We start from the raw sequence: 25,221 nt of genomic DNA, 5'->3' as shown, positions 1-25,221 counted from the left end.
TCCGTACATCGGTACGGAAGTCCGGCCCGCTCCGGTGTCAGCTCGCCATGGTCGCCGCGCGGCGGTGCGCCAGGGTCCAGCAGCGGATGATGTCCCGTACGGAGACGATGCCGACGGCACCGTCGCCGTCGAGCACGACGAGATGGCGGAAGCCGCCGTGGGTCATGGCCGCGGCCGCCTCCTCCAGGGTCCAGGTGGGGGCGGCGAAGACGACGTCGGTGGTGGTGTGGGAGCCGGCGGTCTCGTGGTCGGGGTTCTGGTCGGCGCCGATCGAGTTGAGGATGTCGCGCTCGGTGAGGATGCCGAACCCGCCGGCATCGGTGTCGTGGACGACGGCCGCGCCGACGCGGCGCGCCGACATCAGCCGGGCGGCCTGGCGGAGGGTGTGGGCGGGGCCGATGGTGAGGACCACCGTGCTCATGGCGTCACGGACGAGCATGAAGGGAGCCACCTCCTTCGTGAACCGTTCCCGCCTTCAACGAGAACGCATTCACAAGTTCACAAGTGGGGGGACTCTCAGAGTGGCAGTCAGGTGAGGGGCCGACAAGAGGGCGCGCGCGGCGCCCGCGAGGGGCGCTCGGGGTCAGCTCTCCTGGTTCAGGTAGCTCAGCAGTTCGCCGTGGAGCAGGCCGTTCGAGGCCGCCGCGTTGCCGCTGTGCGGGCCGTGCCGCCCGTCGAGGCCGGTGAACGTGCCGCCCGCCTCCTGGACCACGATCGCCGTCGCCGCCATGTCCCAGAGCGACAGCTCCGGCTCGGCGCACAGGTCCACCGCGCCCTCGGCGACCATCATGTACGGCCAGAAGTCGCCGTACGCCCGCGTCCGCCAGCACGCGCGCGTGAGGTCGAGGAAGCCGTCGAGGCGGCCCCGCTCCTCCCAGCCGCTCAGCGAGGAGTACGCGAACGAGGCGTCGCCGAGCTCCGAGACCTTCGAGACATGGATCCGGGTCGCCGAGGTGAGGCTGCGGCCGGTGTACGCGCCCGCGCCCTTCGCCGCCCACCAGCGACGGCCGAGCGCCGGCGCCGAGACCACGCCCACCACCGGCTGGAAACCGGCGTCACCGGCCTCCATCAGCGCGATCAGGGTCGCCCAGACCGGCACCCCGCGCACATAGTTCTTCGTGCCGTCGATCGGGTCGATCACCCAGCGGCGCGGGCCCGTGCCCTCCACGCCGTACTCCTCGCCGAGGATCGCGTCACGCGGCCGCGCCCGCTGGAGGTGGGCGCGGATGAGCTCCTCGGCGGCCTTGTCCGCCTCGCTGACCGGCGTCATGTCCGGCTTGGTCTCGACCTTCAGGTCGAGTGCCTTGAACCGGTCCATGGTGGCCGCGTCGGCGGCATCCGCGAGGACATGGGCGAGACGGAGATCGTCGTGGTAATCGGCCATGGTCGAAACTCTATCCCCCGAAGGGAGGTGGCCCCTCCGGAGGCCTTGACAGTGCGTGGCGGCCCGTCAACTCTGAGCGCAGAACCGTTCTGGCCGGGAGGCGACGATGCCGACTGCCCGTGAGGCCCTGCTCGACGCCGCCCACGCGGCACTCACGGAGCTGCCCTGGTCCGCGGTCCGGATGGTCGACATCGCCTCCGCCGCGCGCGTATCCCGGCAGACCCTGTACAACGAGTTCGGCAGCAAGGAGGGCCTGGCCCGCGCGCTCGTACGGCGCGAGGCCGACGCGTACCTCCAGGGCGTCGAGCGGATCGTCGCCACCCCGGCCCCGCCCCGGCGGAGCCTGGCGGCCGTCGCCGAGTGGACCGTCTCCGAGGCCTTCACGCGCCCCGTCCTGCGGGCCCTGCTCACCGGCTGCTGGGGGGAGCGGCTCCCGACGCCCCGCCCCGCGAGGGCAGGAGCCCGGGCCTCCACCGTCCCCGCGCAGCGCCGCGCCGACGCGGGCGTGCCGTCCCCCGCCGACATGCTCGGGCTCGCCCGTGACCGGGCCGCGACGGCGCTCCGCGACGAGACCGGGGACGTACGGCACGTACGGCACGACTGCGAGGTGGCCCTCCGGCTGGCGCTCTCGTACGTCGTCGCTCCGACGCCCGTCGTGGCCTCGCCCGTCGGACCGGACGGTCAGTGGGCCGACCCCGAGAGCTGGAGGCCGATGACCCCGACGATCACGAACGTGATCGACACGATCTTCAGCGTCGACACGATGTCGCCGAGGAAGATCATTCCGTAGATCGCGGTCCCGGCCGCCCCGATGCCGGTCCACACCGCGTACGCCGGACCGACGTCCAGCTTGCGCAGGGCGAGCGTCAGCAGCCCGAAGCTGCCGAGGGCGAAACAGGCGAAGGCGACCGTGGGCCAGAGGCGGGTGAATCCGTGCGACAGCTTCAGACAGACCGCGAACCCCGTCTCCAGGATTCCAGCGACAACCACCAGCAGCCACGCCATCGTCAGTGCCTCCCACGCCGTCGGTGACTGCTTCGTCGCACTTGGTGCGATTATGCACTTACCAACACCCTTGGACCGCAAACGTGCGCGATTCAGTCGCCTTCGCGTCGCTCCCGCGTGGCGAGCAGCCGCCGCAGGGAATACAGCCGCGCCGGATCGGCGTGCCCGTCGGCCACCCACGCGTCCAGCGCGCAGTCCGGCTCGTCGTGGCTGCAGGCCCGCGGACAGTTCTCCGTACCGGGGACGAGGTCGGGGAAGGCCAGGATCACCCGGGACGGGTCGACGTGGTTGAGGCCGAAGGAACGGACGCCTGGAGTGTCGATCACCCAGCCGCCCGCCGGGTCGTTCAGCGGCAGCGCGAGCGCCGAGGTGGTGGTGTGCCGGCCTCGCCCGGTGACCGCGTTGACATGGCCGGTGCTCCGCCGCCGGTCCTCCGGGACCAGGGCGTTGACCAGCGTCGTCTTGCCGACGCCGGAGTGTCCGACGAAGGCGGTCGTGCGCCCCTTGAGGTGCTCGTGGACCCGCTCGGCGGCCACCCCGTCCACGAACTCGTCGCGCGTGGTGACCACGTACGGCACCCCGAGCGCCCCGTACTTCTCCAGGAGTTCGTCGGGCTTCGCCAGGTCCGACTTGGTGAGCACGAGCAGCGGGGTGAGCCCGCCGTCGTACGCGGCGACCAGACAGCGGTCGATGAGCCGGGGGCGGGGCTCGGGGTCGGCGAGCGCGGTGACGATGGCCAGCTGGTCGGCGTTGGCGACGACCACCCGCTCGTAGGGATCGTCGTCGTCGGCCGTCCGGCGGAGTACGGAGCTGCGCTCACCGATCCGTACGATCCGGGCCAGCGTGTCCTTCTCGCCGGACAGATCGCCCACGAGGGAGACCCGGTCGCCGACGACGGCGGCCTTGCGGCCCAGCTCGCGCGCCTTCATCGCCAGGATCACCCGGTCGTCGACGAGGCAGGTGAGCCGGCCACGGTCCACGGTGAGGACCATGCCCTCGACCGCGTCCTCGTGCTTGGGACGGATGTTGGTACGGGGACGGTTGCCCTTGCGGTTGGGCCGCTGGCGGATGTCGTCCTCGTCGGTGTGCTTCCCGTAACGCCGCATGGCTCAGGCTCCGAGCATTTCGGTCCACATCCTGGGGAAGTCGGGCAAGGTCTTGGCCGTCGTCGCCACGTTCTCGATCTCCACTCCCTCGACCGCGAGGCCGATGATCGCGCCCGCCGTCGCCATGCGGTGGTCGTGGTACGTGTGGAAGACCCCGCCGTGCAGCGGGCGCGGGCGGATGAGCAGCCCGTCCTCGGTCTCCGTCACGTCGCCGCCGAGCTCGTTGATCTCCTTGGTGAGCGCGGCGAGGCGGTCCGTCTCGTGCAGCCGCAGATGGGCGACGCCGCGCAGCGTGGACGGCGAGTCGGCGAGCGCCGCGACCGCCGCGATGCCGGGCGTCAGCTCGCCGACCTCGCTCAGGTCCACGTCGATGCCGTGGATCCGGCCGGTGCCGGTGAAGGTGAGACCGGCCTCGGTCAGCTCGCAGGTGCCACCCATCTCGGTGAAGATCTCGCGCAGCGCGTCACCGGGCTGGGTGGTCCGGGCCGGCCAGTCGGGGACCGTCACCCGGCCGCCGGTGACCAGGGCCGCGGCCAGGAACGGCTGGGCGTTCGACAGGTCGGGCTCGACCGTCAGGTCACGGCCGAGCAGCGCGGAGGGGGAGACGCGCCAGACGTTCGGCTCGCCACCGGTCTCCGGCTCGTCGACCTGGGCGCCGACCTGCCGGAGCATGTCGACGGTCATCCGGATGTGCGGGAGGGAGGGGAGCTTCGCGCCCACGTGGCGTACCTCCACCCCCTGGTTGAAGCGGGGCGCCGACAGCAGCAGGGCGCTGACGAACTGGGAGGACGAGGAGGCGTCGATCTCCACCGGGCCGCCGTCCAGCGCCCCGCCACCGTGCACGGTCATCGGCAGCGCGCCGCGCCCGTCGTCGTCGATCCGGGCGCCGAGGACCCGCAGCGCGTCGATCACGCCGTGCAGCGGACGCTCGTGGGACCGGGCGTCGCCGTCGAAGTGCACCGGGCCGTCGGCGAGCGCCGCGACCGGCGGCAGGAAGCGCATGACCGTACCGGCGTTGCCGACGTCCACCGTCGCCGGGCCGCGCAGCCCGGCCGGGATGATCCGCCACGCCTCGCCCGTACCGTCCGGGCCCACGCCTTCCTCGATCTTCACGCCCAGCGTGCGCAGGGCCTCGGCCATCAGGAGCGTGTCGCGCGAGCGCAGCGGGCGGCGCAGCCAGCCCGGCTCGGCGGCGAGGGCGGCGAGGACCAGGCCGCGGTTGGTGACCGACTTCGATCCGGGCACGGTGACGGTCGCGTCGACGGCGCCGCCGGCATACGGGGCGGGCCAGAGGTCTGTGTGCTGGTCGGCGTGCGAGGAGGTATCGGTCATGCCCCTCACTTTAGTGGGGCACGCGGCGGCTACAGCCCGAGCAGCCAGCGGCCTCCGCCGATCAGGGAGCAGAGCGACACCGCGTGGAAGAAGAAGAGCCAGAGCGCCGCGGGGACGTAGGTGAGCCGGGAGAGCTGGTCGGCGTCCGAGTCGGGTGCCCCGCCGTGGCGCCGCTTGCCCTGGAGCTCGAAGACCGGCCGGACACCGCCCACGAGCAGGAACCAGACGACGGCGTACGCGAAGACGGCCTGCACGGCCGGGCCGGTGAGCCAGGAGATCAGCAGGAACGCGGTGCCCGTGAGCAGGACGGTGAAGATTCCGTACGCGTTCCGGACCATCACCAGCATGGCGAGGAGCAGCGCGGTCGCGACCCACAGCAGCAGCGTGATCCGGTGGTCGGCGAGCAGCCAGGCACCGCCCAGGCCGAGCAGCGGGGCGGCGGTGTAGCCGGCGGCGGCGGTGAGGATCATGCCGATGCCGGTGGGGCGCCCGCGCGAGACGGTCAGCCCGCTGGTGTCGGAGTGGAGCCGGATGGACTGCAGACGGCGGCCGGTGACGAGCGCGACGAGGCCGTGGCCGCCTTCGTGGGCGATGGTGATGGCGTTGCGGGACAGCCGCCATATCGCGCGCGGGACGGTGACGGCGAGGGCGGCGACGGTGGTGGCGATCACCAGCCACTCGTCGGGGGAGGGCTGGGTGCCGAGGACTTCGTTCATTGTCTGGACTGTCTCCTCGGATGGGTCATGGACCGTGGCAGTGTGGCACGTATGTGCGGACGGTTTGCAGCGAGTCGGCGGCCCGAGGACCTGGTGGGCGTCTTCGGGGTCGAGAAGTGGGAGCCCGAGGAGACCCTGGCTCCGGACTGGAACGTGGCCCCCACGAAGGAGGTCCACGCGATTCTGGAGCGTCCACTGAAAGACGCGGAATCACGGCGACCGGTTCGCCAGCTGAGGACGCTGAGGTGGGGCCTCGTGCCGTCCTGGTCGAAGAGTCCCGAGGGCGCGGCCCGGATGATCAACGCGCGGGCGGAGACACTGGCCGAGAAGCCGTCCTTCAAGACGGCCCTCGCCGCGCGGCGGTGCATCCTGCCGGCCGACGGCTACTACGAGTGGGTGACGGGGGCGGGGGAGCGGGAGCTGGAGGTCGAGGGGAAGAGGAAGCGGCCCCGGAAGCAGCCGTACTTCGTGACCCCGGCGGACGGCTCGGTCTTCGCGATGGCCGGCCTGTACGAGTTCTGGCGCGACCCGGCCCTGCCGGGCGACCACCCGTCGGCGTGGTGGGTGACGTGCTCGGTCATCACGACGGAGGCGGAGACGGGGCCGCTGGGCGTGGCCCCGGCGGAGGGCCCCGGCTCGCTCGCGGAGATCCACCCCCGGATGCCGCTGATGCTGACCCCGGACCGCTGGGACGCGTGGCTGGACCCGCGCCGCACGAACGTGGACGAGCTGCAGGGCCTGCTGGCGGCGCCGCCGGAGGGGCTGATGCGGGCGTATCCGGTGGCGACGGCCGTCAGCAACGTCCGCAACAACGGACCGGAACTGCTGGAGGAGCTGGAGGGCCCGGAGGTGGCCACGCTGTTCTGAGGCGCGCCGCGCCCGCGGGCCCCAGGGGCGGGCGGCAGGATGGGGCCTGTGACGAAGAGCGAGATCGTAGCCACCGATGCCGGAGACGCCCGGATCACCTGGTTCCCCGGGAAGAAGGCCTGGGCCGTGCTGGCGCTGTCGCACGGCGCCGGGGGCGGGGTCGAGGCGCGGGACCTCCAGGCGCTGGCCGCCGCGCTGCCGCCCGAGGGCGTGAGCGTCGCGCTGGTGGAGCAGCCCTGGCGGGTCGCCGGGAAGAAGGTGGCGCCCGCCCCGAAGACGCTCGACGTCGGGTGGCGAGGGATCTGGCCCGCTCTCGCCAGGCCCGGCCTCCCCGTGATCGCCGGAGGGCGCAGCGCCGGCGCCCGGGTCGCCTGCCGGACCGGCAAGGAGCTCGGCGCCGCCGCCGTCCTGGCACTGAGCTTCCCGCTCCACCCGCCGGGCAAGCCGGAGAAGTCCCGGGCCGACGAACTGCTCGGCACGGGCCTGCCCACCCTCGTCCTCCAGGGCGGCAACGACTCCTTCGGGAAGCCCGCGGAATTCCCCGAAGGGCCGTACACGCTCGTCGAGGTGGCGTACGGCGATCACGGCTTCGCCGTGGCCAAGCGAGCGCCCGTCACCCCGGACGAGACCCTCGCTCACATCGTCCGCGAGGTCTCCGCGTGGCTCGCGTCACTCCGGCCCTGAGCCCGGGAATGCGGAGCATGCGACCACGGTTGTGACGCATGTCGGTGTGAGAGCAAGGAAGAGGGAGTCCGTCGCATGGGATCGACCATCTGCCCCGAGCGTGTGCAGGCCGCTGACCTCGACTGGACAGTGCTGCCCGCTCCCAAGAGCGCCCCTATTCGGGCGGCGGGCGGAGCGGTTCCTCGTCTATCCTCCGAATCGAGCGGGTCCGCATTCGGATTCGCCGCAGCGTTGGAGGAGGTGGGTCCGGTCACTGGGACCGACACAGGGACCGACGACGGCCCCGAGGAGACGACCGCGGAGCGCAACGCGCGCTTCGAGCGGGACGCCCTCGGCTACCTCGACCAGATGTACTCCGCCGCGCTGCGCATGACGCGGAACCCCGCAGACGCCGAGGACCTGGTGCAGGAGACGTACGCCAAGGCGTACGGCTCGTTCCACCAGTTCCGCGAGGGTACGAATCTGAAGGCCTGGCTGTACCGGATCCTCACCAACACCTTCATCAACTCGTACCGCAAGAAGCAGCGCGAGCCCCAGCGCAGCGCCGCCGAGGAGATCGAGGACTGGCAGCTCGCCCGCGCCGAGTCGCACATGTCGACCGGACTGCGGTCCGCCGAGTCGCAGGCCCTCGACCACCTGCCGGACTCGGACGTCAAGGAAGCGCTGCAGGCGATCCCCGAGGAATTCCGCATCGCCGTCTATCTCGCGGATGTCGAGGGCTTTGCGTACAAGGAGATCGCGGACATCATGGGGACACCCATCGGTACGGTGATGTCCCGACTGCACCGGGGCCGCCGTCAGTTGCGCGGCATGCTCGAGGACTACGCCCGCGACCGCGGGCTCGTGCCCGCGGGCGCCGGAGAGTCGTCGAACGATCGGAAAGGCTCGGGCTCATGAGCTGCGGAGAGCCGCACGAGACGGACTGCTCAGAGGTCCTGGATCATCTCTACGAGTTCCTCGACAGAGAGATGCCCGACAGTGACTGCACCAAGTTCGAGGTGCACTTCGAGGAGTGCTCCCCGTGCCTGGAGAAGTACGGCCTGGAACAGGCGGTGAAGAAGCTCGTCAAGCGCTGCTGCGGCAGTGACGACGTGCCCACCGACCTGCGGGCCAAGGTGATGGGCCGCATCGACCTGATCCGCTCGGGCGAGCTGGTGCCCGAGCAGGACATCACGGCGACCGCCCAGGAGTAACGCCGCCCGTCGGCGAAGGGCCGCCGCGACACGATCGCGGCGGCCCTCACGCATACATCAGCTTGTATCACCCGATGGTGCGAATCGGCCGGGGCCCGCCCGCACAGCACGCCCAACTCGCTAGCGTGACCGGTGTGATGGGCGTGAAGGCGATTCCCCGAGCGGCACGTGCGTACATCGGCTGCGCCCTTCTCGCCGCCGCCGCGTGCGCGCTCCCGGCGCTGCACCCGGCCGCGCACACCCCGTGGAGCACCGTCGCGCTCCTCGCCGCCCTGTACGCGCTGTGCGAGCTCCCCGCACGCTGCCGGCTCCTCGACCGGGCGCTCGGCGGCTCGGTGCCCATGGGGGCCGGTTCCTTCTTCCCCGTCCTGCTCAGCTCGGCCCTCCTCCTCCCGCCCGCCGCCGCCGCGCTCACCGCCCTGCCCGGGGCTCTGGTCGCCCGCGTGGAGCAGCGGCCGGCGGGCGTGCGCCGGGCCTGGCGGACGGCCCAGCTCCTGATCTCCGTCTCGGCCGCCGCGCTGGTCGCCGGGGCCCTGGGCGGCCGCGAGGCCCTCGGGAATGGGCCGCACGCCCCCGACTTCCCGTACGCCCTGCTCCCGGCGGCCGCGTCCGCGCTCACCTTCTGCCTGGTCCTGACGGCCCTCGACGGCGGGATCCGGATCGCCGCCGAGAGGATCCCGCCGCGCACCGCCTGGCGCGGCCACCTCGGCCGGACGCTCGCCCCGCACGCCGTGCACGGCCTCGCCGGGCTGATGATGGCGGTGCTGTGGCGCAGTACGTACGGGCCCGTCGCCGCGCTCTTCGTGCTGCTGCCGATGTACATCTCCTGCTGGGTCTTCGCCCAGTACCACCGCGAACGCGCCGCGCACCAGGCGACGATCCGCGCCCTCGTGCAGGCCGTCGACATCAAGGACCGGTACACCCGCGGGCACAGCGAACGGGTGGGCCACGCCTCGGTACTGATCGCCCATGAGCTCGGCATGGCGGAGGAGCGCCTGGAGAACCTCCGCTTCGCCGGGATCCTGCACGACGTGGGCAAGCTCGGCGTACCGACCCGGATCCTGCGGAAGGACGGGCCGCTCACCCCCGAGGAGCGCCGGATCATCGAGCTGCACCCGGAGTACGGCCACGAGATGGTCCGGGGCATCGGCTTCCTCGGGGAGGCGCGGGCGGCGATCCTGCACCACCACGAGAAGATGGACGGCAGCGGATACCCCTACGGGCTCAGCGGGGAGCAGATCCCCGAGTTCGCCCGGGTGGTGGCCGTCGCCGACGCCTTCGACGCGATGACCTCGACCCGCTCCTACAGCAGGGGCCGGCCCGTCGCGGTGGCGCTGGCGGAGCTGGAGCGGTGCGCGGGCACGCACTTCGACCCCCGGATGGTCTCCGCGCTCGTCCAGGCGCTCGACCGCCACGGCTGGCAGACGGCGGTGACGGCGGACGAGCCGTGCCCGCCCGGTACGGCACCCACGAGCGCGCCCGAGCCCGGCGTCCCGGCCGCCCGGCGCCTGCCCGCACCGACCGCGCCGGCCACGCCGCCCGCGCAAGCCACCGCCCGCGCGCCGCGCACCCCCGCCGGACCCCCCTCGGCCGCCGACGCATCCGCCCCCGTCGGCGCGCCCACCCCCGGCCCCGCCGCGCCCCGCGCGCACGTTCCGCCCCGAGGCCGGGCGTGAGGGCCGGGGCCCCGGTCGTCGGGGTCGTCCACGGCGCCGCCCTCGCGCTGACCGTCGCCGGGTTCGGGGGCACGCTGTGGAACGGGGTCAGCGAGCCCGGGAACGCGCTCGCGTTCGGCGTGCTCATCGCACTCGGCGAACTCGCCCGCTGGGGCGCCCTGCCGGGGGACCGCGAGCCCGCGCCGCTCGCCTCCGCCGGAGCCCTCGCGTACGCCCTGCTCGGAGAGCAGGCCGGGAGCGCGACCACCCACGGCGTGCTGCAGATCATCGCCGTCGTCTTCGCCGGCGGGCTCGTCGGGATCGTCCCGCACATCGCCCGCGGCGAGGGCCCCGACCTCGACCACCAGGCCCGCCGCATCCTCACCGTCGGCTTCGCTGCCCTCTGCTTCCAGCCGCTCTACAACTCCGGCGAGGTCGCCGACCGCCTCGGACGAGGCCCCGCCTACGCCCTCTTCCTCCTGCTCCTCCTCGTCCTCACCGCCCTCTGCGACGCCGTCCTCGCCGCCCTGATGCTCCGCGCCCGCACCGTCCCCCGCAGCGCCCGGCGGCGCACGGGCGAGGACAGGGCGAGCGCCCCCGTCCCCTACGGCCCCCTCCTGCGGGACGAGCTGCGGGCGCTGCTCGGTATCGGCTCCGCGGTCTGCGCCACCGGCGCCGTCATGGCCCTCGGCGTGGCCGCCGCCGGACTCTGGGCGCTGCCCCTCTTCTGCGTCCCGCTGCTGCTCACCCAGGTCTCCTTCCGGCGGTACGCGGCCGTGCGCGCCACCAACCGCCAGACCATCGCCTCGCTCGCCCGCGCCACCGAGATCGCCGGCTGCACCCCACCCGGCCACGCCCGCCGTGTCGCCGCGCTGAGCGGCGCCGTCGGCCGTGAGCTCGGCCTCTCCGGGTCCGAGCTGACTGTCCTGGAGTACGCCGCCCTCATGCACGACATCGGCCAGCTCTCCCTCGTCGACCCCGTCCCCGAAGGCGCCACCGCTCTCCTCCCGGCCGAGGAACAGCGCCGGATCGCGCTCCTCGGCGGCGCCGTCGTCCGCCAGACCGGCGTCCCCGCCGCCGTGGCCGTCGTCGTGGAGCGGCAGGCCGACCCGTACCGCGACCAGCCGCTCCCCGCCCGGATCGTGCGTACCGTCAACGCCTACGACGACCTCGCCGGCGCCGGTGCCGGCGGGTCGCTGACCGCCCTCGAACGGCTCCGCCTCGCCACCGCCCGCGACCACCACCCCGAGGTCGTGGAATCCCTCGCCAGAGTCCTGGCGAGGGGCGGTACGACCGGGGGCGTCACCCCCGTCCCTCCTGGGTAACCCATGGGTAATGAGCGCGCGTCCAACCGGGCATGGTTGGATGCGAACAAGAGGGTGAAGCGACCGGCAGGCGGGAATCGTGAGGATCTTCGGGAAGGTACGGCATCGGCCCTCCGCCTCGTGGCGGCAGGCCACCGACCGCGCGTTCACGCTGATCGGCGACGGCCGGTACGAGGACGCGGGCGCGCTGCTCACGCGCGCGGCGGACCTGGAGCCCTGGCTCTCGGAGTCCTGGTTCAACCTGGCGCTGCTGCACAAGTTCCGCCACGACTGGGAGCAGGCCCGGGCCGCCGGGCTGCGCGCCGTCGCGCTGCTCGACAAGGAGACCGGCGCTCCCGACTGGTGGAACGTCGGCATCGCCGCCACCGCGCTCCAGGACTGGCCCCTGGCCCGCCGCGCCTGGCAGGCGTACGGGCTGAAGGTGCCCGGGGCCTCCGCCGGCACCGGTGAGCCCGCCGGTATGGAGCTGGGCAGCGCCGCCGTCCGGCTCTCGCCCGAGGGCGAGGCCGAGGTGGTGTGGGGCCGCAGGCTCGACCCCGCGCGGATCGAGGTGCTCTCCATCCCGCTGCCGTCCTCCGGCCGCCGCTGGGGCGAGGTCGTCCTCCACGACGGCGTGCCCAACGGCGAGCGCACGACCACCGCCGGGCCGTCCTACCCCGTCTTCGACGAGATCGAGCTCTGGGCCCCCTCGCCCGTGCCCACCTGGGTGGTCCTCCTGGAAGCCGCCACCGAGGCCGACCGTGACGCCCTGGAGCAGCTCGCCGCCGACGCCGGCTTCGCCGCCGAGGACTGGTCCTCGTCGGTCCGGCTGCTCTGCCGCGCCTGCTCGGAGTCGACCATGCCGAGCGCCGAGGGCGAGGGCGAGCACCTGGACCCGCACGACCACAGCGAGCCGGGCCACCCCGGACCGCTCGGCCACCGCTCGCCCGGCGAGCTCTGGGTCCCCGAACGGGAGTGCGGAATCGCCGCGCCCGTGGGCCTGGTCCGCGGCCTGCTCGACGGCTGGGTGGCGGACAGTCCGGACAGCAGGGAATGGCGCGATCTCGAAGAGGTCTGCTGATCCATCTGCTGATCCCGCCCAGATCCTGCCCTTAGGCTGTACGGGACCATTGACTGGGGTTCTGAGGAAGGCGTGCGGCGGAAATGGCGCAGCAGGAGACTGACGAGCAGATCAACGACGGTTTCGTCGTCGACACGGAGGACTGCGAGGCGCGTGAGCTCGCGTACCGCGAGCGGGGCACGGCGCGTCCGATCACCGTCGTCGGCAACCCGGTGCTGCACCGCGAGTGCAAGGACGTCACCGAGTTCGACGACAAGCTCGCCGCGCTGATCGACGACATGTTCGCCAGCCAGAAGGCCGCCGAGGGCGTGGGCCTGGCCGCGAACCAGATCGGTGTCGACCTCAAGGTCTTCGTCTACGACTGCCCCGACGACGAGGGCGTCCGCCACACCGGCGTCGTCGTCAACCCGGTGCTCCAGGACCTCCCGGCCGACCGCCGCAACCTGGACGACTCCAACGAGGGCTGCCTCTCCGTCCCGACCGCGTACGCCGCGCTGGCCCGCCCGGACTACGCCGAGGTGCACGGCCAGGACGCCCAGGGCAACCCGATCAAGGTCCGGGGCACCGGCTACTTCGCCCGCTGCCTCCAGCACGAGACGGACCACCTGTACGGCTTCCTGTACATCGACAAGCTCTCCAAGCGCGACCGCAAGGACGCGCTGCGCCAGATGGAAGAGGGCACCCCGCGCTACGAGACCGTCCCGAACGACTGACCTCGGCGTACGACGAAGGGCCCCGCTCCCCCCGGAGCGGGGCCCTTCGCCGTACCGGCGAGGCTCAGAAGTCCTCGTCCAGGTCCACCGAGCCCTCGACCGCCACCTGGTAGGCGGACGGGCGGCGCTCGAAGAAGTTCGTCAGCTCCTGGACGCCCTGGAGCTCCATGAACGCGAACGGGTTCTCGGAGCCGTAGACCGGCGCGAAGCCGAGACGGACCAGGCGCTGGTCGGCGACGCACTGGAGGTACTCGCGCATCGACTCGGTGTTCATGCCCGGCAGGCCGTCGCCGCACAGGTCACGGCCGAACTGCAGCTCCGCCTCCACGGCCTCCTTCAGCATGTCGGTGACCTGCTGCTGGAGGGCGTCGTCGAAGAGCTCCGGCTCCTCCTTGCGGACGGTGTCCACGACCTCGAAGGCGAAGTTCATGTGCATCGTCTCGTCGCGGAACACCCAGTTGGTGCCGGTCGCGAGACCGTGCAGCAGACCGCGCGAGCGGAACCAGTACACGTAGGCGAAGGCGCCGTAGAAGAACAGGCCCTCGATGCACGCCGCGAAGCAGATCAGGTTGAGCAGGAAGCGGCGGCGGTCGGCCTGGGTCTCCAGGCGCTCGATCTTCTCGACCGAGTCCATCCACTTGAAGCAGAACTGCGCCTTCTCGCGGATGGAGGGGATGTTCTCCACCGCGTCGAAGGCCGCCGCGCGGTCCTCCGGGTCGGGCAGGTAGGTGTCGAGCAGCGTCAGATAGAACTGGACGTGCACGGCCTCCTCGAACAGCTGGCGCGAGAGGTACAGGCGCGCCTCGGGGGAGTTGATGTGCTTGTACAGCGTCAGCACGAGGTTGTTCGCCACGATCGAGTCGCCGGTCGCGAAGAACGCGACCAGCCGGCCGATCATGTGCTGCTCACCCGGCGTCAGCTTGGCGAGGTCGGCGACGTCCGAGTGGAGGTCGACCTCCTCCACGGTCCAGGTGTTCTTGATCGCGTCGCGGTAGCGCTCGTAGAAGTCCGGGTAGCGCATCGGACGCAGGGTCAGCTCGAAGCCCGGGTCCAGCAGGTTCTTCTGTTCGTTGGAGCTCATTACTGGCAGGCCTCGCAGGACTCGGGGTTCTCAAGGGAGCAGGCGACGGCGTCGGGGTCGGCGGCCTGCTGGACGGGGATGGGGGCGGTGGCGGTGGCGGTCGCCGACGCCTGAGCGGCGCGGGCGATCCGCGTCGCCGGGCGGGAGCGCAGGTAGTACGTCGTCTTCAGGCCCTGCTTCCAGGCGTACGCGTACATCGACGACAGCTTGCCGATCGTCGGCGTCTCCAGGAACAGGTTCAGGGACTGCGACTGGTCCAGGAACGGGGTGCGGGCCGCAGCCATGTCGATCAGACCGCGCTGCGGGATCTCCCACGCCGTCCGGTACAGCTCGCGCACCTCGGCCGGGATCCAGCTGAACCCCTGCACCGAGCCGCTCGCCTCGCGCAGCGCCTCACGGGTCTGCGCGTCCCACACGCCGAGCTTCTTCAGCTCGTCCACGAGGTACGCGTTGACCTGGAGGAACTCACCGCTCAGCGTCTCGCGCTTGAACAGGTTGGAGACCTGCGGCTCGATGCACTCGTACACGCCCGCGATCGAGGCGATCGTCGCCGTCGGCGCGATGGCGAGCAGCAGGCTGTTGCGCATGCCGACGCTCGCGATCCGCTCGCGCAGCGCGGCCCAGCGCTCGGGCCAGTTGAGCTCGACGTCGTAGTGGTCGGGGTGCAGGACACCGCGCGCGGCGCGGGTCTTGTCCCAGGCCGGCACCGGGCCGTTGCGCTCGGCGAGGTCGGCGGAGGCCTCGTACGCGGCGAGCATGATCCGCTCGGCGATACGGGTGGACAGCGCACGCGCCTCGGGGGAGTCGAACGGCAGCTTCAGCTGGAAGAAGACGTCCTGGAGGCCCATCGCGCCCAGGCCCACCGGGCGCCAGCGGGCGTTGGAGCGGCCGGCCTGCTCGGTCGGGTAGAAGTTGATGTCCACGACCCGGTCGAGGAAGGTGACGGCCGTACGGACGGTCTCGTCCAGCCGGTCCCAGTCGATGTCGCCGCCGGTGACGAAGGCACCCAGGTTGACCGAGCCCAGGTTGCAGACCGCCGTCTCGCCGTCGTCCGTGACCTCCAGGATCTCCGTGCAGAGGTTGGAGGAGTGGACCGTGTGGCCCGGCTCGGCGGTCTGGTTGGCCGTACGGTTCGAGGCGTCCTTGAAGGTCATCCAGCCGTTGCCGGTCTGGGCCAGGGTCCGCATCATCCGGCCGTACAGGTCACGGGCCGGCATGGTCTTGCGGGCCAGGCCCTTCGCCTCGGCGGCGCGGTACGCGGCGTCGAACTCCTCGCCCCACAGGTCGACGAGCTCGGGCACGTCCGCCGGGGAGAACAGCGACCACTCGGCGTCGGCGTTGACCCGGCGCATGAACTCGTCCGGGATCCAGTGCGCGAGGTTCAGGTTGTGCGTACGCCGGGCGTCCTCACCGGTGTTGTCCCGCAGCTCCAGGAACTCCTCGATGTCCGCGTGCCAGGTCTCCAGGTAGACCGCGGCCGCGCCCTTGCGCCGCCCGCCCTGGTTCACGGCCGCCACCGAGGCGTCCAGCGTCTTCAGGAACGGCACGATGCCGTTGGAGTGCCCGTTGGTGCCGCGGATCAGCGAACCGCGGGCGCGGACGCGGGAGTACGACAGGCCGATGCCGCCCGCGTGCTTCGAGAGGCGCGCGACCTGGTGGTACCGGTCGTAGATGGAGTCCAGCTCGTCCTGCGGGGAGTCCAGCAGGTAGCAGGAGGACATCTGAGGGTGGCGGGTGCCGGAGTTGAAGAGCGTGGGGGAGGAGGGCAGGTAGTCCAGCCGGCTCATCAGCCCGTACAGCGCGGCGACCTCGTCCAGCGCGCGGGTGGAGTCGTTCTCCGCGAGACCGCAGGCCACCCGGAGCATGAAGTGCTGCGGGGTCTCGATCACCTTGCGGGTGATCGGGTGGCGCAGGAGGTAGCGCGAGTAGAGGGTGCGCAGACCGAAGTAGCCGAAGCGGTCGTCCGCGGCGTCGTCGACGAGCGCGTCGAGGCGCTCGGCGTGCAGCGTGACGAAGTCGGCCGTGCGGTCGGCGATCAGGCCCTCGCGGTGCCCCACGGCGACCGAGGCGGAGAAGCGGACCGAGCCCTGGGAGGCGGCCTCGTCCGCGATCGTGATCGTCAGCAACCGGGCGGCGAGCCGGGAGTAGGCGGGGTCCTCGGCGATGAGACCCGCGGCCGCCTCGGTGGCCAGCTCGCGCAGCTCCGCCTCGTCCGAACCGGCGTTGCGGCCGCGCAGCGCGGCGGCGGCGACCTTGCCGGGGTCGGTGTCGGGGAGGTCGGCGGTGAGGTGGGTCAGGGTCCGCAGAAGCACGGTCCCGGGTCCGTCGCTCTCGTTACCGTCGCTCTCGATCGCTGCGGCCGGATCGGCGGGCGCGATGGTCACGTGGGGCTCTCCCTCGCTCGGCTCGGGGCCGGGCGGAGGGAGGCGGGCAGCGGCCATCCCCGTACGCAGGGCTGCGCCGCGCCGCGGCCCACTCCGCGAGGCCCGGACGTCTGTGGCACCCGGAACGGAAGGACCGGGCGCGCTGTCGGCAGGTCTTCGGACTGACCGGACGGACGAAGCCGTCAAAAGCACACCGTTGCGGGACAGTTCCGGATTCGCACCGGATTCCCCTGCGACGACAGCGAGGTCGAGCATACATGTGGGGGGCGCCGCTCGTGGCACCCCCCACATGTTGTGTCGCGTCGCGTCACAGCTCCAGGGCGTAGGTGAGCAGCGGGACTATGTCCGGTATCGGCGACCAGTCCCGTTCCGGGGTGCGTACGAATCCCATCCGCTCGTACACGCGGTGGGCGGCGGCCATTTCGGGGTCGGTCGAGAGCACGATCCGGACACAGCCGGGCAGCGCCCGGGCCCGCTCCACGCACGCCCGGACCAGTGCCTCGCCGATGCCCCGGCCGCGCGCGTCGGGGGCGACCACCAGCATCCGGAACTCGGCCTCGTCGGCCCGCGCCACGTCCGCCCAGCGCGTGCCGCCCCGCACGAAGGTGACGCCGCCGAGGATCCGGCCCGCGCCGTCGTCGGCGACGAGCACCTCGGCCTCCGCGGCCCGACCGGCGACGTCCGCGAGGACGGGCAGATAGGGGTCCTCCGCGCCGAAGAACAGCAGCCCGTCGCCCAGGTAGGTCCCCGCCGTCAGTTCGCCGAGCGTCTCGTACTCCTCGGGCCGTACCGCCCTGATCGTGATGTCCATGGCCCGAGTCTGCCCGGAGGCACGGCGAAGGGCCCGTGGATTTCCGCTCGGAAACCCCGGGCCCTTCGCGTGGTGCGCTACGGCGTCAGTGCGTGCTCGCGCCGAGCTTCGGCATCTCGGTCTCGACGCCCGGGTCGCCGGCGTCCGCCGTGTAGTCCGACGGCGAGGTCTCGTCCACGCCCTCCGGCGCCTTGACGGCCTTCAGGACGAAGGTCAGGACGACGGTGACGACGACGTTGATCACGAAGGCGGTGAGGCCGATGTAGCCGATCTCGCCGATGCCCGGGATCTCGGCGGACGAGCCGCCGAAGTGCTTCTGGGTCGGGCTGGCCACGCCGTACGCCGCCGCCGTGCCGTAGACCATGCCGACCGCCCAGCCGGCGAGCAGCGCCCAGCGGTGGAACCAGCGGGTGAACAGGCCGCCGACCAGGGCCGGGAGGGTCTGCAGGATCCAGATGCCGCCGAGCAGCTGGAAGTTGATGGCGACCGTCTTGTCCATGGTGAGGACGAAGGCCAGCGCGCCGACCTTGACCAGCAGCGACACCAGCTTGGACACCTTGGTCTCCTGCTCCGGCGTGGCGTCCGGCTTCAGGAAGTCCTTGTAGATGTTCCGGGTGAAGAGGTTGGCGGCGGCGATCGACATGATCGCGGCCGGCACCAGGGCGCCGATGCCGATGGCGGCGAAGGCCACGCCCGCGAACCAGTCCGGGAACATGGTCTCGAACAGCTGCGGGATCGCCAGCTGACCGTTGGAGACCTTGACCCCGGCGGCGATCGCCATGAAGCCGAGCAGCGCGAGCAGACCCAGCATCAGTGAGTACAGCGGCAGGATCGTGGTGTTGCGGCGGATCACGTCACGGCTGCGCGAGGAGAGCGTCGCCGTGATCGAGTGCGGGTACATGAAGAGCGCGAGCGCCGAGCCGAGCGCGAGCGTCGCGTAGCCCCACTGACCCATCTCGCCCGGCACCAGCGCGCCACGCGGCTTGTCGGTCGCCGGGTTGACCGTCGCGTACGCCTCGCCGGCCTTGGCGAAGATCTCGTCGAAGCCGCCCAGCTTGATCGGGATGTAGATGATCGCCACCGCGATGACGATGTAGATCAGGGTGTCCTTGACGAAGGCGATGAGCGCCGGGGCGCGCAGACCCGAGGAGTAGGTGTACGCGGCGAGGACACCGAAGGCGATGAGCAGCGGCAGGTCCTTGATGAACCAGTGCGTGTTCTCCCCGCCGCCCACGCCCATCACGTCCAGGACGGCCTGGATGCCGACGAGCTGGAGCGCGATGTACGGCATGGTCGCGAGGATGCCGGTGAGGGCGACCGCGAGGGACAGGCCCTTGGAGCCGAAGCGGCCGCGGACGAAGTCCGAGGTGGTGACGTACCCGTGCTTGTGCGACACCGACCAGAGGCGGGGCAGGAAGGTGAAGATCAGCGGGTAGACCAGGATCGTGTAGGGCACGGCGAAGAAGCCGGCCGCGCCTGCCGCGTAGATCGCCGCGGGGACGGCGACGAAGGTGTACGCGGTGTAGAGGTCGCCGCCCAGCAGGAACCAGGTGACCCAGGTGCCGAACGACCGCCCGCCGAGGCCCCATTCGTCGAGGCTGTTCTCGTTCTCGGCCCTGCGCCAGCGCGAGGCGAGGAAGCCCATGACCGTGACGGCCAGGAAGAAGAATATGAAGACGGCGAGTGCGACGCCGTTCACGCCGTCCTTCATCGCGACGCACCTGCCTTCCGGGCGCGCTGGTCACGCTGCCAGAGCTTGTACGCGACCATCGTCAGCGCGGTCGAGATGAGCACCCACGCCATCTGGTACCAGTAGAAGAACGGGATGCCGATGAAGGTCGGCTCGACCTTCGCGTACGAACTCACCCAGAGCATCGCCACGAACGGGGCGAACAGGCAGAGCGCCACGACGACCCGTAGGGGTGTGACGGTTGGTTGTCTTCCCTGCGACTCTTCCGACATACGGCGAACCATCCCCTCACTGATCACCTGTGTAATGCGCAGGAAATCTAGGGGACGGTTTCGCTGTATGGAACCCCCGTCCGAATAACGGACAGGGGGTGTGCGGTCTTTTGTCAGCCGTTGGGGCGCTTGAGCCTGGCAACGAACTTGTATCGATCGCCGCGGTACACCGAACGTACCCACTCGACGGGCTCGCCCTGGGCGTCCAGCGAGTGGCGGGAGAGCATCAGCATCGGCAGGCCCACGTCCGTACCGAGCAGGCCGGCCTCGCGCGGGGTGGCGAGCGAGGTCTCGATGGTCTCCTCGGCCTCGGCGAGGTGCACGTCGTACACCTCGGCGAGCGCGGTGTAGAGCGAGGTGTACTTCACCAGCGAACGGCGCAGCGCCGGGAAGCGCTTGGCCGAAAGGTGCGTGGTCTCGATCGCCATCGGCTCGCCGCTCGCCAGCCGCAGCCGCTCGATCCGCAGGACGCGCCCGCCGGGGGAGATGTCGAGCAGCCCGGCGAGGGTGTCGTCGGCGGTCACGTAGCCGATGTCGAGCAACTGGGAGGTGGGCTCCAGGCCCTGGGCGCGCATGTCCTCGGTGTAGGAGGTGAGCTGCAGCGCCTGCGAGACCTTGGGCTTGGCGACGAACGTGCCCTTGCCCTGGATCCGTTCCAGCCGGCCCTCGACGACCAGCTCCTGGAGGGCCTGGCGCACGGTGGTGCGCGAGGTGTCGAACTCGGCGGCCAGGGTGCGCTCGGGCGGGACGGGGGTGCCGGGCGGCAGGGTCTCCGTCATGTCGAGCAAATGCCGCTTCAGTCGGTAGTACTTGGGCACGCGCGCGGTGCGGGTGGCGACCCCGCCCTCTTTGTCCGTGCCGCCCGCGTCCGTGGCCATGGCCTGCCTTCCCGACTCCTGTGCTGCTGCCGTCACCGGCTCCTCCGTCTGTCGCGGCTCACATGGTGGCACGGACCGGTCACGGGTCGTCGCCCTCCCTCAGGTGTCGGTCCGATAACGGACGCGACTGCCCTTCTTATACACCCTTGACACCCCTAAAGGTCTAGGCCAAGCTCCCGGTACTGGTCTAAACCATTAAAGACCAGGTCCCAGCCCCACGAGCACTACTCGACGTATGTCTTCGCGCGGTGGGGGGGTTGCAGGCATCCCTGAGGAGGGTGGCGTGAAGCGCAAGCTCATCGCGGCGATCGGCGTCGCGGGCATCATGGTCGGCGTCGCGGCATGCGGCGGTACCGACAAGAGCGGGGACAACGCCGGCGGAGACGCCAAGGAGCTGACCGTCTGGCTGACGGTCGACGCCCAGAACAACTGGCCCGAGCTGGTCAAGGCCGCCGACGACGCGGTGACGAAGAAGCACCCGGGCATCACGATCAAGCACGAGTACTACGGCTGGCCGGACAAGAACACCAAGCTCGACGCGGTGCTCGCCACGGACAAGGCCCCGGACGTTGTCGAGATGGGCAACTCCGAGATGATCAGCTACATGGCCAAGGGTGCCTTCGCCGAGGTCGACGCCTCGAAGTTCGAGAACTCGGACAAGTGGCTCGACGCCCTCAAGGACTCGGTCACCTACAACGGCAAGACCTACGGCGTCCCCTACTACGCCGGTGGCCGCGTGGGCACCTGGCGCAAGGACATCGCCGCCGAGGCGGGCGTCAAGGCCGCCCCGAAGACCTGGACCGAGCTGACCGCCGCGCTCGACGCCATCCAGAAGAAGAAGGGCGACAAGTTCAGCGCCTGGTACCAGCCGTCGCCCGACTGGTACGCCGCGATGTCCTTCGTCTTCGACGCCGGCGGCTCCATCGCCAAGCAGGAGGGCGAGACCTGGAAGGCGAACCTCTCCTCGCCGGAGTCGGTCAAGGGCCTCAACGAGTACAAGAACATCGTCGACAAGTACATGCACGGCGACAAGACCAAGGACGAGTCCGACCGCCCGGTCGTCTTCGGCCAGGGCAACGCCGCCACGATGTTCGCCGCCGGCTGGGAGGGCGCCACCGCGGCCGACCCGAAGAGCGACAAGGTCGGCGGGCTGAAGGACAAGCTCGAGAACTTCGTGATGCCCGGCCCGTCCGGCAAGAACCTCCCGGTCTTCCTCGGCGGCTCGGACCTGGCCATCCCGGTCAAGTCCAAGGCGCAGGGCGTCGCGGCCGAGTGGATCGCCGCCTTCACCGGCGCCGAGGGCCAGAAGGGCCTCGTCGCCAAGGGCAACCTGCCCAACAACAAGGCGGACCTCGCCCCGCTGAAGGCCGACCCGGCCACGACGGTCGCGGCCACCGCCGCCGAGTCCAGCTGGTTCGTGCCGACCGCCCCGGGCTGGGGCCAGGTCGAGAAGGCCCAGATCCTCAAGACGATGCTCATCGAGATCGCCAACGGCAAGAAGTCGGTCGAGGCCGCCGCGAAGGACGCGGACGCCGCGATCGACAAGGTCATCAACACCAAGTGACCTATGGGCAGGGCCCCGTCACGACGACGGGGCCCTGCTTCCCGTACCACGAGAGGGATCGCTGAGGAGCACGGGATGAGTGCCGCAGACACAACCACCGCGAAGGTGCCGCCGGTGCGGCAATCGCCACCATCCGGCGCCGTAGCCGGTACCCCGAAGCCCGGAAGGAAGCCGACCGCGGGCGGGGGTGGGATCCCCTGGCTGCTGCTCGCGCCCTGCCTGCTCATCCTGCTCCTGGTGCTCGGCTATCCGCTCGTGCGCCTGGTCACCCTCTCCTTCCAGGTCTTCGGACAGCCCCAGCTCTGGGGCTTCCAGGAGGCCGAGTGGGCCGGCCTCGACAACTTCACCAAGATCCTCGGTGACGGTGAGTTCTGGGCCGTCGTCCTGCGCACCGTGATCTTCGCGGGCGGGGCCGTGGTCCTCACCATGGTCCTCGGCATGCTGATCGCGCTGCTGCTCCAGCGGGTCTCCGGCTGGGTCAAGATGCTCATCAACATCGCGCTCGTGGCGAGCTGGGGCATGCCCATCATCGTCGCCACCGCCATCTTCAAGTGGCTCTTCGACGCCGACTACGGCGTCCTCAACTGGCTGCTCAGCAAGATCCCGGGCGTCGACATGATCGGCCACAACTGGTTCGCCAGCGGCCCGCAGGGCCTCGCCGTCATCATGCTGCTCGTCGTCTGGGGCGCCGTGCCCTTCGTCGTCATCACCCTGAGCGCCGGGCTGACCCAGGTGCCCAAGGAGCTGGAGGAGGCCGCGCGCCTCGACGGCGCCGGAGCCTGGGGCGTCTTCCGCTTCGTCACCCTGCCGATCCTGAAGCCGATCATCGTCATGCTGACGACGCTCTCGGTCATCTGGGACATGGGTGTCTTCCCGCAGGTCTACGTGATGCGCAACGGCCACCCCGAGGCGGAGTTCCAGCTGCTCACCACGTACTCGTTCGACAAGGCGTTCGTCGTCAACGACTACGGCACCGGCTCCGCGATCGCGCTCGTCACGGTCCTGCTGCTGCTCGGCGTGGTCGCCGTGTACATGCGTCAGATGCTGAAGATCGGAGACGTGGAGTGAGCGCCGCGAACGCACCTGGCCGCGTGGCCACGAACACCGCTGCTCCCGCCCTCACCCGGCGCCGCAAGTCGAAGCTCGGCTGGAACCTGATCGGGCTCCTCGTCTTCGTGACGATCGGCTTCCCGGTCTACTGGATGGTCAACACGGCCTTCAAGCCGGCCAAGGACGCCATCGACCCGAACCCGCACTTCTTCCCCTCGGTCTTCACGCTGGAGAACTTCAAGCGTGCCCTGGAGATCGCGGACTTCTGGGGACCGGTCACCCGCAGCCTCGTCGTCTCGTCCGTGGTCGTCGTCATCGGCATCATCGTCGGCATGCTGGCGGCGCTCGCGATCTCCCGGTTCGCCTTCCGGGGCCGCAAGATCGTCATCGTCGGCATCCTCGCCGTCCAGATGGTCCCGCTCGTCGCGATGATCATCCCGGTCTTCCTGATGCTCAACGACCTGGGCCAGTACGACAAGATCAGCGGCCTGATCATCACCTACCTGACCTTCATCCTCCCCTTCACGGTGTGGACGCTGCGCGGATTCATCGTCAACATCCCCAAGGAGCTGGAGGAGGCCGCCCAGGTCGACGGCTGCACCCGCACGGGCGCGTTCATCCGGGTCGTCTTCCCGCTGCTCGCCCCCGGCATGGTCGCCACCTCCGTCTACGGCTTCATCCAGGCGTGGAACGAGTACCTGTACGCGCTGATGCTGATGAGCCAGCAGAACCAGACGGCCACCGTCTGGCTCGGCAACTTCATCACGAAGAACGGCACCGAGTACGCCCCGATGATGGCGGGCTCCACGATGATGGCCGTCCCCATCGTGATCCTCTTCCTCCTCGTCCAGCGCAAGATGGCCGCGGGCCTGACGGCCGGCGCGGTGAAGGGATAACGCCGCCTCATGACCACACTCATCAGCGCCTCGGACACCCTGACCCGTGACGCGCTCACCGTCCTGCAGCCCGGATTCCTCGGCACCACCGCGCCCGACTGGCTGCTCCGCAGGATCGGCGAGGGTCTCTCCTCCGTCGGCCTGTTCGGCCGGAACATCGCCTCTCCCGAGCAGCTCGCCGCGCTCACCGCCCAGCTGCGGGCCGAGCGGGACGACGTCCTCGTCGCCATCGACGAGGAGGGCGGCGACGTCACCCGCCTGGAGGTCCGAAACGGCTCCTCCTTCCCCGGCAACTACGCCCTCGGAGCGGTCGACGACGTCGACCTCACCCGGGCCGTCGCCGAGGAGCTCGGCCGCCGGCTCGCCGCCTGCGGCGTCGACCTCAACTGGGCGCCGTCCGCGGACGTGAACTCCAACGCCGACAACCCGGTCATCGGCGTCCGGTCCTTCGGCGCCGCCACCGACCTGGTCGCCCGGCACACCGTGGCGTACGTCGAGGGCCTCCAGGCCGTCGGCGTCGCCGCCTGCACCAAGCACTTCCCCGGACACGGCGACACCAACGTGGACTCGCACCACGCGATGCCCCGCATCGATGTGGGCCTCGACACACTCCACGCCCGTGAGCTGGTACCTTTCCGGGCCGCGATCGCCGCGGGTACCAAAGCGGTCATGAGCGCGCATATCCTGCTCTCCGCACTCGACCCCGAGCGCCCGGCGACCCTGAGCCCGCAGATCCTGACCGGTCTGCTCCGTCAGGAGTTGGGCTTCGAGGGGCTGATCGTCACCGATGGCATGGAGATGCAGGCCATCGCGTCGACGTACGGCATCGAGCGCGGATCCGTCCTCGCGATCGCCGCGGGCGCCGACGCCATCTGCGTCGGCGGCGGGCTGGCCGACGAGGACACCGTACTGCGGCTGCGTGACGCGCTGGTCGCAGCGGTACGGACCGGTGAACTGCCCGAGGAGCGGCTGGCCGACGCCGCGGCGCGTGTACGCGCGCTCGCGGCCTGGACCCAGGCGCACCGGGCCAGGGGGGCTGGATCGGGGCCGGGCGCGGCAGTGCAGGAGGGGACCGCGCCCGGCACCGAGATCGGACTCGTGGCGGCCCGCCGGGCCGTGACGCTCACGCCGGGGGAGCTGCCGTACACGCCGATGACCAGCGCTCCCTACGTCGCTGCCTTCACCCCGGTCGCCAACATCGCCGTGGGTGACGAGACGCCCTGGGGTGTCGCGGCCGAGCTGGAACGGCTGCTGCCCGGCACCGAGACCGGCTCGTTCGACGAGCCGTCGGTGGACGCCGTGCTCGCCGAGGCGAAAGAGCGGCGGATCGTCGCGGTCGTCCGGGACGCCCACCGGCACCCGTGGATGACCGAGGCCCTCGACGCCCTGCTCGCGGCCCGCCCGGACACCGTCGTGGTGGAGATGGGCCTGAACCAGGCCGCGCCGCGGGGGGCCCTGCACATCGCCACGCACGGCGCGGCCCGCGTCTGCGGCCGCGCGGCGGCGGAGACCATCGTCGGGATCTGAGCACGGTACGGAGAGAGGGGCCCGGCAC

Annotated in this window: 25 protein-coding genes and 1 riboswitch; of the genes, 13 read left to right on the top strand and 12 right to left on the bottom strand. The window is 71.0% G+C overall.

From position 1 onward, the window contains the following. Nucleotides 1–37: 37 nt before the first annotated feature. Together ACWF79_RS33080 and hisN are read right to left on the bottom strand one after the other, a co-directional pair. Entirely contained in the window at nt 38–439 is a 402-nt protein-coding gene (locus ACWF79_RS33080; protein ID WP_453731880.1) for a CBS domain-containing protein, read from the bottom strand. Nucleotides 440–583: 144 nt separating this feature from the next. Then, complete coding sequence (gene hisN / locus ACWF79_RS33075; protein WP_453731879.1) at nt 584–1,384, bottom strand: histidinol-phosphatase; 801 nt, start codon at nt 1,382–1,384, stop codon at nt 584–586. Nucleotides 1,385–1,490: 106 nt separating this feature from the next. On the opposite strand from hisN, the gene ACWF79_RS33070 reads away from it, so the two are divergent. Beyond that, nucleotides 1,491–2,174 carry a TetR/AcrR family transcriptional regulator gene (locus tag ACWF79_RS33070; protein ID WP_453731878.1) on the top strand — a complete coding sequence of 228 codons (684 nt, stop codon included), beginning with the start codon at nt 1,491–1,493 and terminating at the stop codon, nt 2,172–2,174. On the opposite strand, the gene ACWF79_RS33065 is transcribed toward ACWF79_RS33070, so the two are convergent. The 4 genes from ACWF79_RS33065 to ACWF79_RS33050 form a co-directional block, all read right to left on the bottom strand. Beyond that, nucleotides 2,066–2,389: a DMT family transporter gene (locus ACWF79_RS33065; RefSeq protein ID WP_453731877.1), complete on the bottom strand. Its 324-nt coding sequence runs from the start codon at nt 2,387–2,389 to the stop codon at nt 2,066–2,068. The genes ACWF79_RS33070 and ACWF79_RS33065 overlap by 109 nt on opposite strands. A gap of 92 nt (nt 2,390–2,481) precedes the next feature. Further along, nucleotides 2,482–3,495: a ribosome small subunit-dependent GTPase A gene (gene rsgA, locus ACWF79_RS33060; RefSeq protein ID WP_453731876.1), complete on the bottom strand. Its 1,014-nt coding sequence runs from the start codon at nt 3,493–3,495 to the stop codon at nt 2,482–2,484. 3 nt (nt 3,496–3,498) lie between these two features. Next, nucleotides 3,499–4,827, bottom strand: coding sequence for a 3-phosphoshikimate 1-carboxyvinyltransferase (aroA, locus tag ACWF79_RS33055; RefSeq protein ID WP_453731875.1), 1,329 nt, complete (start codon nt 4,825–4,827; stop codon nt 3,499–3,501). A gap of 29 nt (nt 4,828–4,856) precedes the next feature. After that, nucleotides 4,857–5,543 (bottom strand): M50 family metallopeptidase, encoded by a 687-nt coding sequence (locus tag ACWF79_RS33050; RefSeq protein WP_453731874.1) that lies wholly within the window; start codon nt 5,541–5,543, stop codon nt 4,857–4,859. A gap of 51 nt (nt 5,544–5,594) precedes the next feature. Here ACWF79_RS33050 and ACWF79_RS33045 point away from each other — a divergent pair, with 51 nt between their 5' ends. The 8 genes from ACWF79_RS33045 to def all read left to right on the top strand — a co-directional run bounded on the left by ACWF79_RS33045 (nt 5,595) and on the right by def (nt 13,040). After that, the gene (locus ACWF79_RS33045) at nt 5,595–6,410 is read left to right on the top strand and encodes an SOS response-associated peptidase (protein WP_453731873.1); all 816 of its coding nucleotides are present in this window, start codon (nt 5,595–5,597) and stop codon (nt 6,408–6,410) included. A gap of 48 nt (nt 6,411–6,458) precedes the next feature. After that, complete coding sequence (locus ACWF79_RS33040; RefSeq protein WP_453731872.1) at nt 6,459–7,094, top strand: alpha/beta hydrolase family protein; 636 nt, start codon at nt 6,459–6,461, stop codon at nt 7,092–7,094. Between the two features lie 240 nt (nt 7,095–7,334). Continuing rightward, on the top strand, nt 7,335–7,991 hold the full coding sequence (locus ACWF79_RS33035; protein ID WP_362011464.1) for a sigma-70 family RNA polymerase sigma factor: 657 nt from the start codon (nt 7,335–7,337) through the stop codon (nt 7,989–7,991). Beyond that, nucleotides 7,988–8,287 carry a mycothiol system anti-sigma-R factor gene (gene rsrA / locus ACWF79_RS33030; RefSeq protein ID WP_362429149.1) on the top strand — a complete coding sequence of 100 codons (300 nt, stop codon included), beginning with the start codon at nt 7,988–7,990 and terminating at the stop codon, nt 8,285–8,287. Before ACWF79_RS33035 ends, rsrA begins: the two co-directional genes overlap by 4 nt. A 143-nt stretch (nt 8,288–8,430) precedes the next feature. Then, entirely contained in the window at nt 8,431–9,963 is a 1,533-nt protein-coding gene (locus ACWF79_RS33025; RefSeq protein ID WP_453731882.1) for an HD domain-containing phosphohydrolase, read from the top strand. Continuing rightward, nucleotides 9,960–11,267, top strand: a complete 1,308-nt coding sequence (locus ACWF79_RS33020) for an HD-GYP domain-containing protein (protein WP_453731871.1) — start codon at nt 9,960–9,962, stop codon at nt 11,265–11,267. The genes ACWF79_RS33025 and ACWF79_RS33020 overlap by 4 nt, the downstream gene beginning before the upstream one ends. Nucleotides 11,268–11,346: 79 nt before the next feature. Beyond that, nucleotides 11,347–12,327, top strand: coding sequence for a tetratricopeptide repeat protein (locus ACWF79_RS33015; protein WP_215065589.1), 981 nt, complete (start codon nt 11,347–11,349; stop codon nt 12,325–12,327). A gap of 83 nt (nt 12,328–12,410) precedes the next feature. Next, complete coding sequence (gene def, locus ACWF79_RS33010; RefSeq protein WP_453731870.1) at nt 12,411–13,040, top strand: peptide deformylase; 630 nt, start codon at nt 12,411–12,413, stop codon at nt 13,038–13,040. Nucleotides 13,041–13,104: 64 nt separating this feature from the next. Here the strand turns inward: def and ACWF79_RS33005 are convergent, their stop codons facing one another. The 6 genes from ACWF79_RS33005 to ACWF79_RS32980 all read right to left on the bottom strand — a co-directional run bounded on the left by ACWF79_RS33005 (nt 13,105) and on the right by ACWF79_RS32980 (nt 20,156). Continuing rightward, complete coding sequence (locus tag ACWF79_RS33005) at nt 13,105–14,121, bottom strand: ribonucleotide-diphosphate reductase subunit beta (protein ID WP_453731869.1); 1,017 nt, start codon at nt 14,119–14,121, stop codon at nt 13,105–13,107. Continuing rightward, on the bottom strand, nt 14,121–16,505 hold the full coding sequence (locus ACWF79_RS33000) for a ribonucleoside-diphosphate reductase subunit alpha (protein WP_453731868.1): 2,385 nt from the start codon (nt 16,503–16,505) through the stop codon (nt 14,121–14,123). Before ACWF79_RS33000 ends, ACWF79_RS33005 begins: the two co-directional genes overlap by 1 nt. Nucleotides 16,506–16,635: 130 nt before the next feature. Next, nucleotides 16,636–16,760: riboswitch (cobalamin riboswitch) on the bottom strand. Between the two features lie 52 nt (nt 16,761–16,812). Next, nucleotides 16,813–17,316, bottom strand: coding sequence for a GNAT family N-acetyltransferase (locus ACWF79_RS32995; RefSeq protein WP_453731867.1), 504 nt, complete (start codon nt 17,314–17,316; stop codon nt 16,813–16,815). An 85-nt stretch (nt 17,317–17,401) separates the two neighbouring features. Beyond that, nucleotides 17,402–19,027: a monocarboxylate uptake permease MctP gene (mctP, locus tag ACWF79_RS32990; RefSeq protein ID WP_453731866.1), complete on the bottom strand. Its 1,626-nt coding sequence runs from the start codon at nt 19,025–19,027 to the stop codon at nt 17,402–17,404. Then, on the bottom strand, nt 19,024–19,278 hold the full coding sequence (locus tag ACWF79_RS32985) for a DUF3311 domain-containing protein (RefSeq protein WP_453731865.1): 255 nt from the start codon (nt 19,276–19,278) through the stop codon (nt 19,024–19,026). Before ACWF79_RS32985 ends, mctP begins: the two co-directional genes overlap by 4 nt. 113 nt (nt 19,279–19,391) lie before the next feature. Next, nucleotides 19,392–20,156 (bottom strand): GntR family transcriptional regulator, encoded by a 765-nt coding sequence (locus ACWF79_RS32980; protein WP_453731881.1) that lies wholly within the window; start codon nt 20,154–20,156, stop codon nt 19,392–19,394. A gap of 283 nt (nt 20,157–20,439) precedes the next feature. On the opposite strand from ACWF79_RS32980, the gene ACWF79_RS32975 reads away from it, so the two are divergent. From ACWF79_RS32975 to ACWF79_RS32960, 4 genes are all read left to right on the top strand, one after another. Further along, nucleotides 20,440–21,720: an extracellular solute-binding protein gene (locus tag ACWF79_RS32975; RefSeq protein WP_453731864.1), complete on the top strand. Its 1,281-nt coding sequence runs from the start codon at nt 20,440–20,442 to the stop codon at nt 21,718–21,720. A gap of 75 nt (nt 21,721–21,795) precedes the next feature. Then, on the top strand, nt 21,796–22,788 hold the full coding sequence (locus ACWF79_RS32970) for a carbohydrate ABC transporter permease (protein WP_453731863.1): 993 nt from the start codon (nt 21,796–21,798) through the stop codon (nt 22,786–22,788). Between the two features lie 23 nt (nt 22,789–22,811). Next, nucleotides 22,812–23,666 carry a carbohydrate ABC transporter permease gene (locus ACWF79_RS32965; protein ID WP_453731862.1) on the top strand — a complete coding sequence of 285 codons (855 nt, stop codon included), beginning with the start codon at nt 22,812–22,814 and terminating at the stop codon, nt 23,664–23,666. Nucleotides 23,667–23,675: 9 nt separating this feature from the next. After that, nucleotides 23,676–25,193 (top strand): glycoside hydrolase family 3 protein, encoded by a 1,518-nt coding sequence (locus tag ACWF79_RS32960; RefSeq protein WP_453731861.1) that lies wholly within the window; start codon nt 23,676–23,678, stop codon nt 25,191–25,193. Nucleotides 25,194–25,221 lie beyond the last annotated feature (28 nt).

The organism is Streptomyces sp. NPDC054975 (assembly GCF_053609105.1).
Note: the sequence above shows the minus strand (reverse complement) of the source record. Positions and strands in the feature narration are given on the sequence as shown.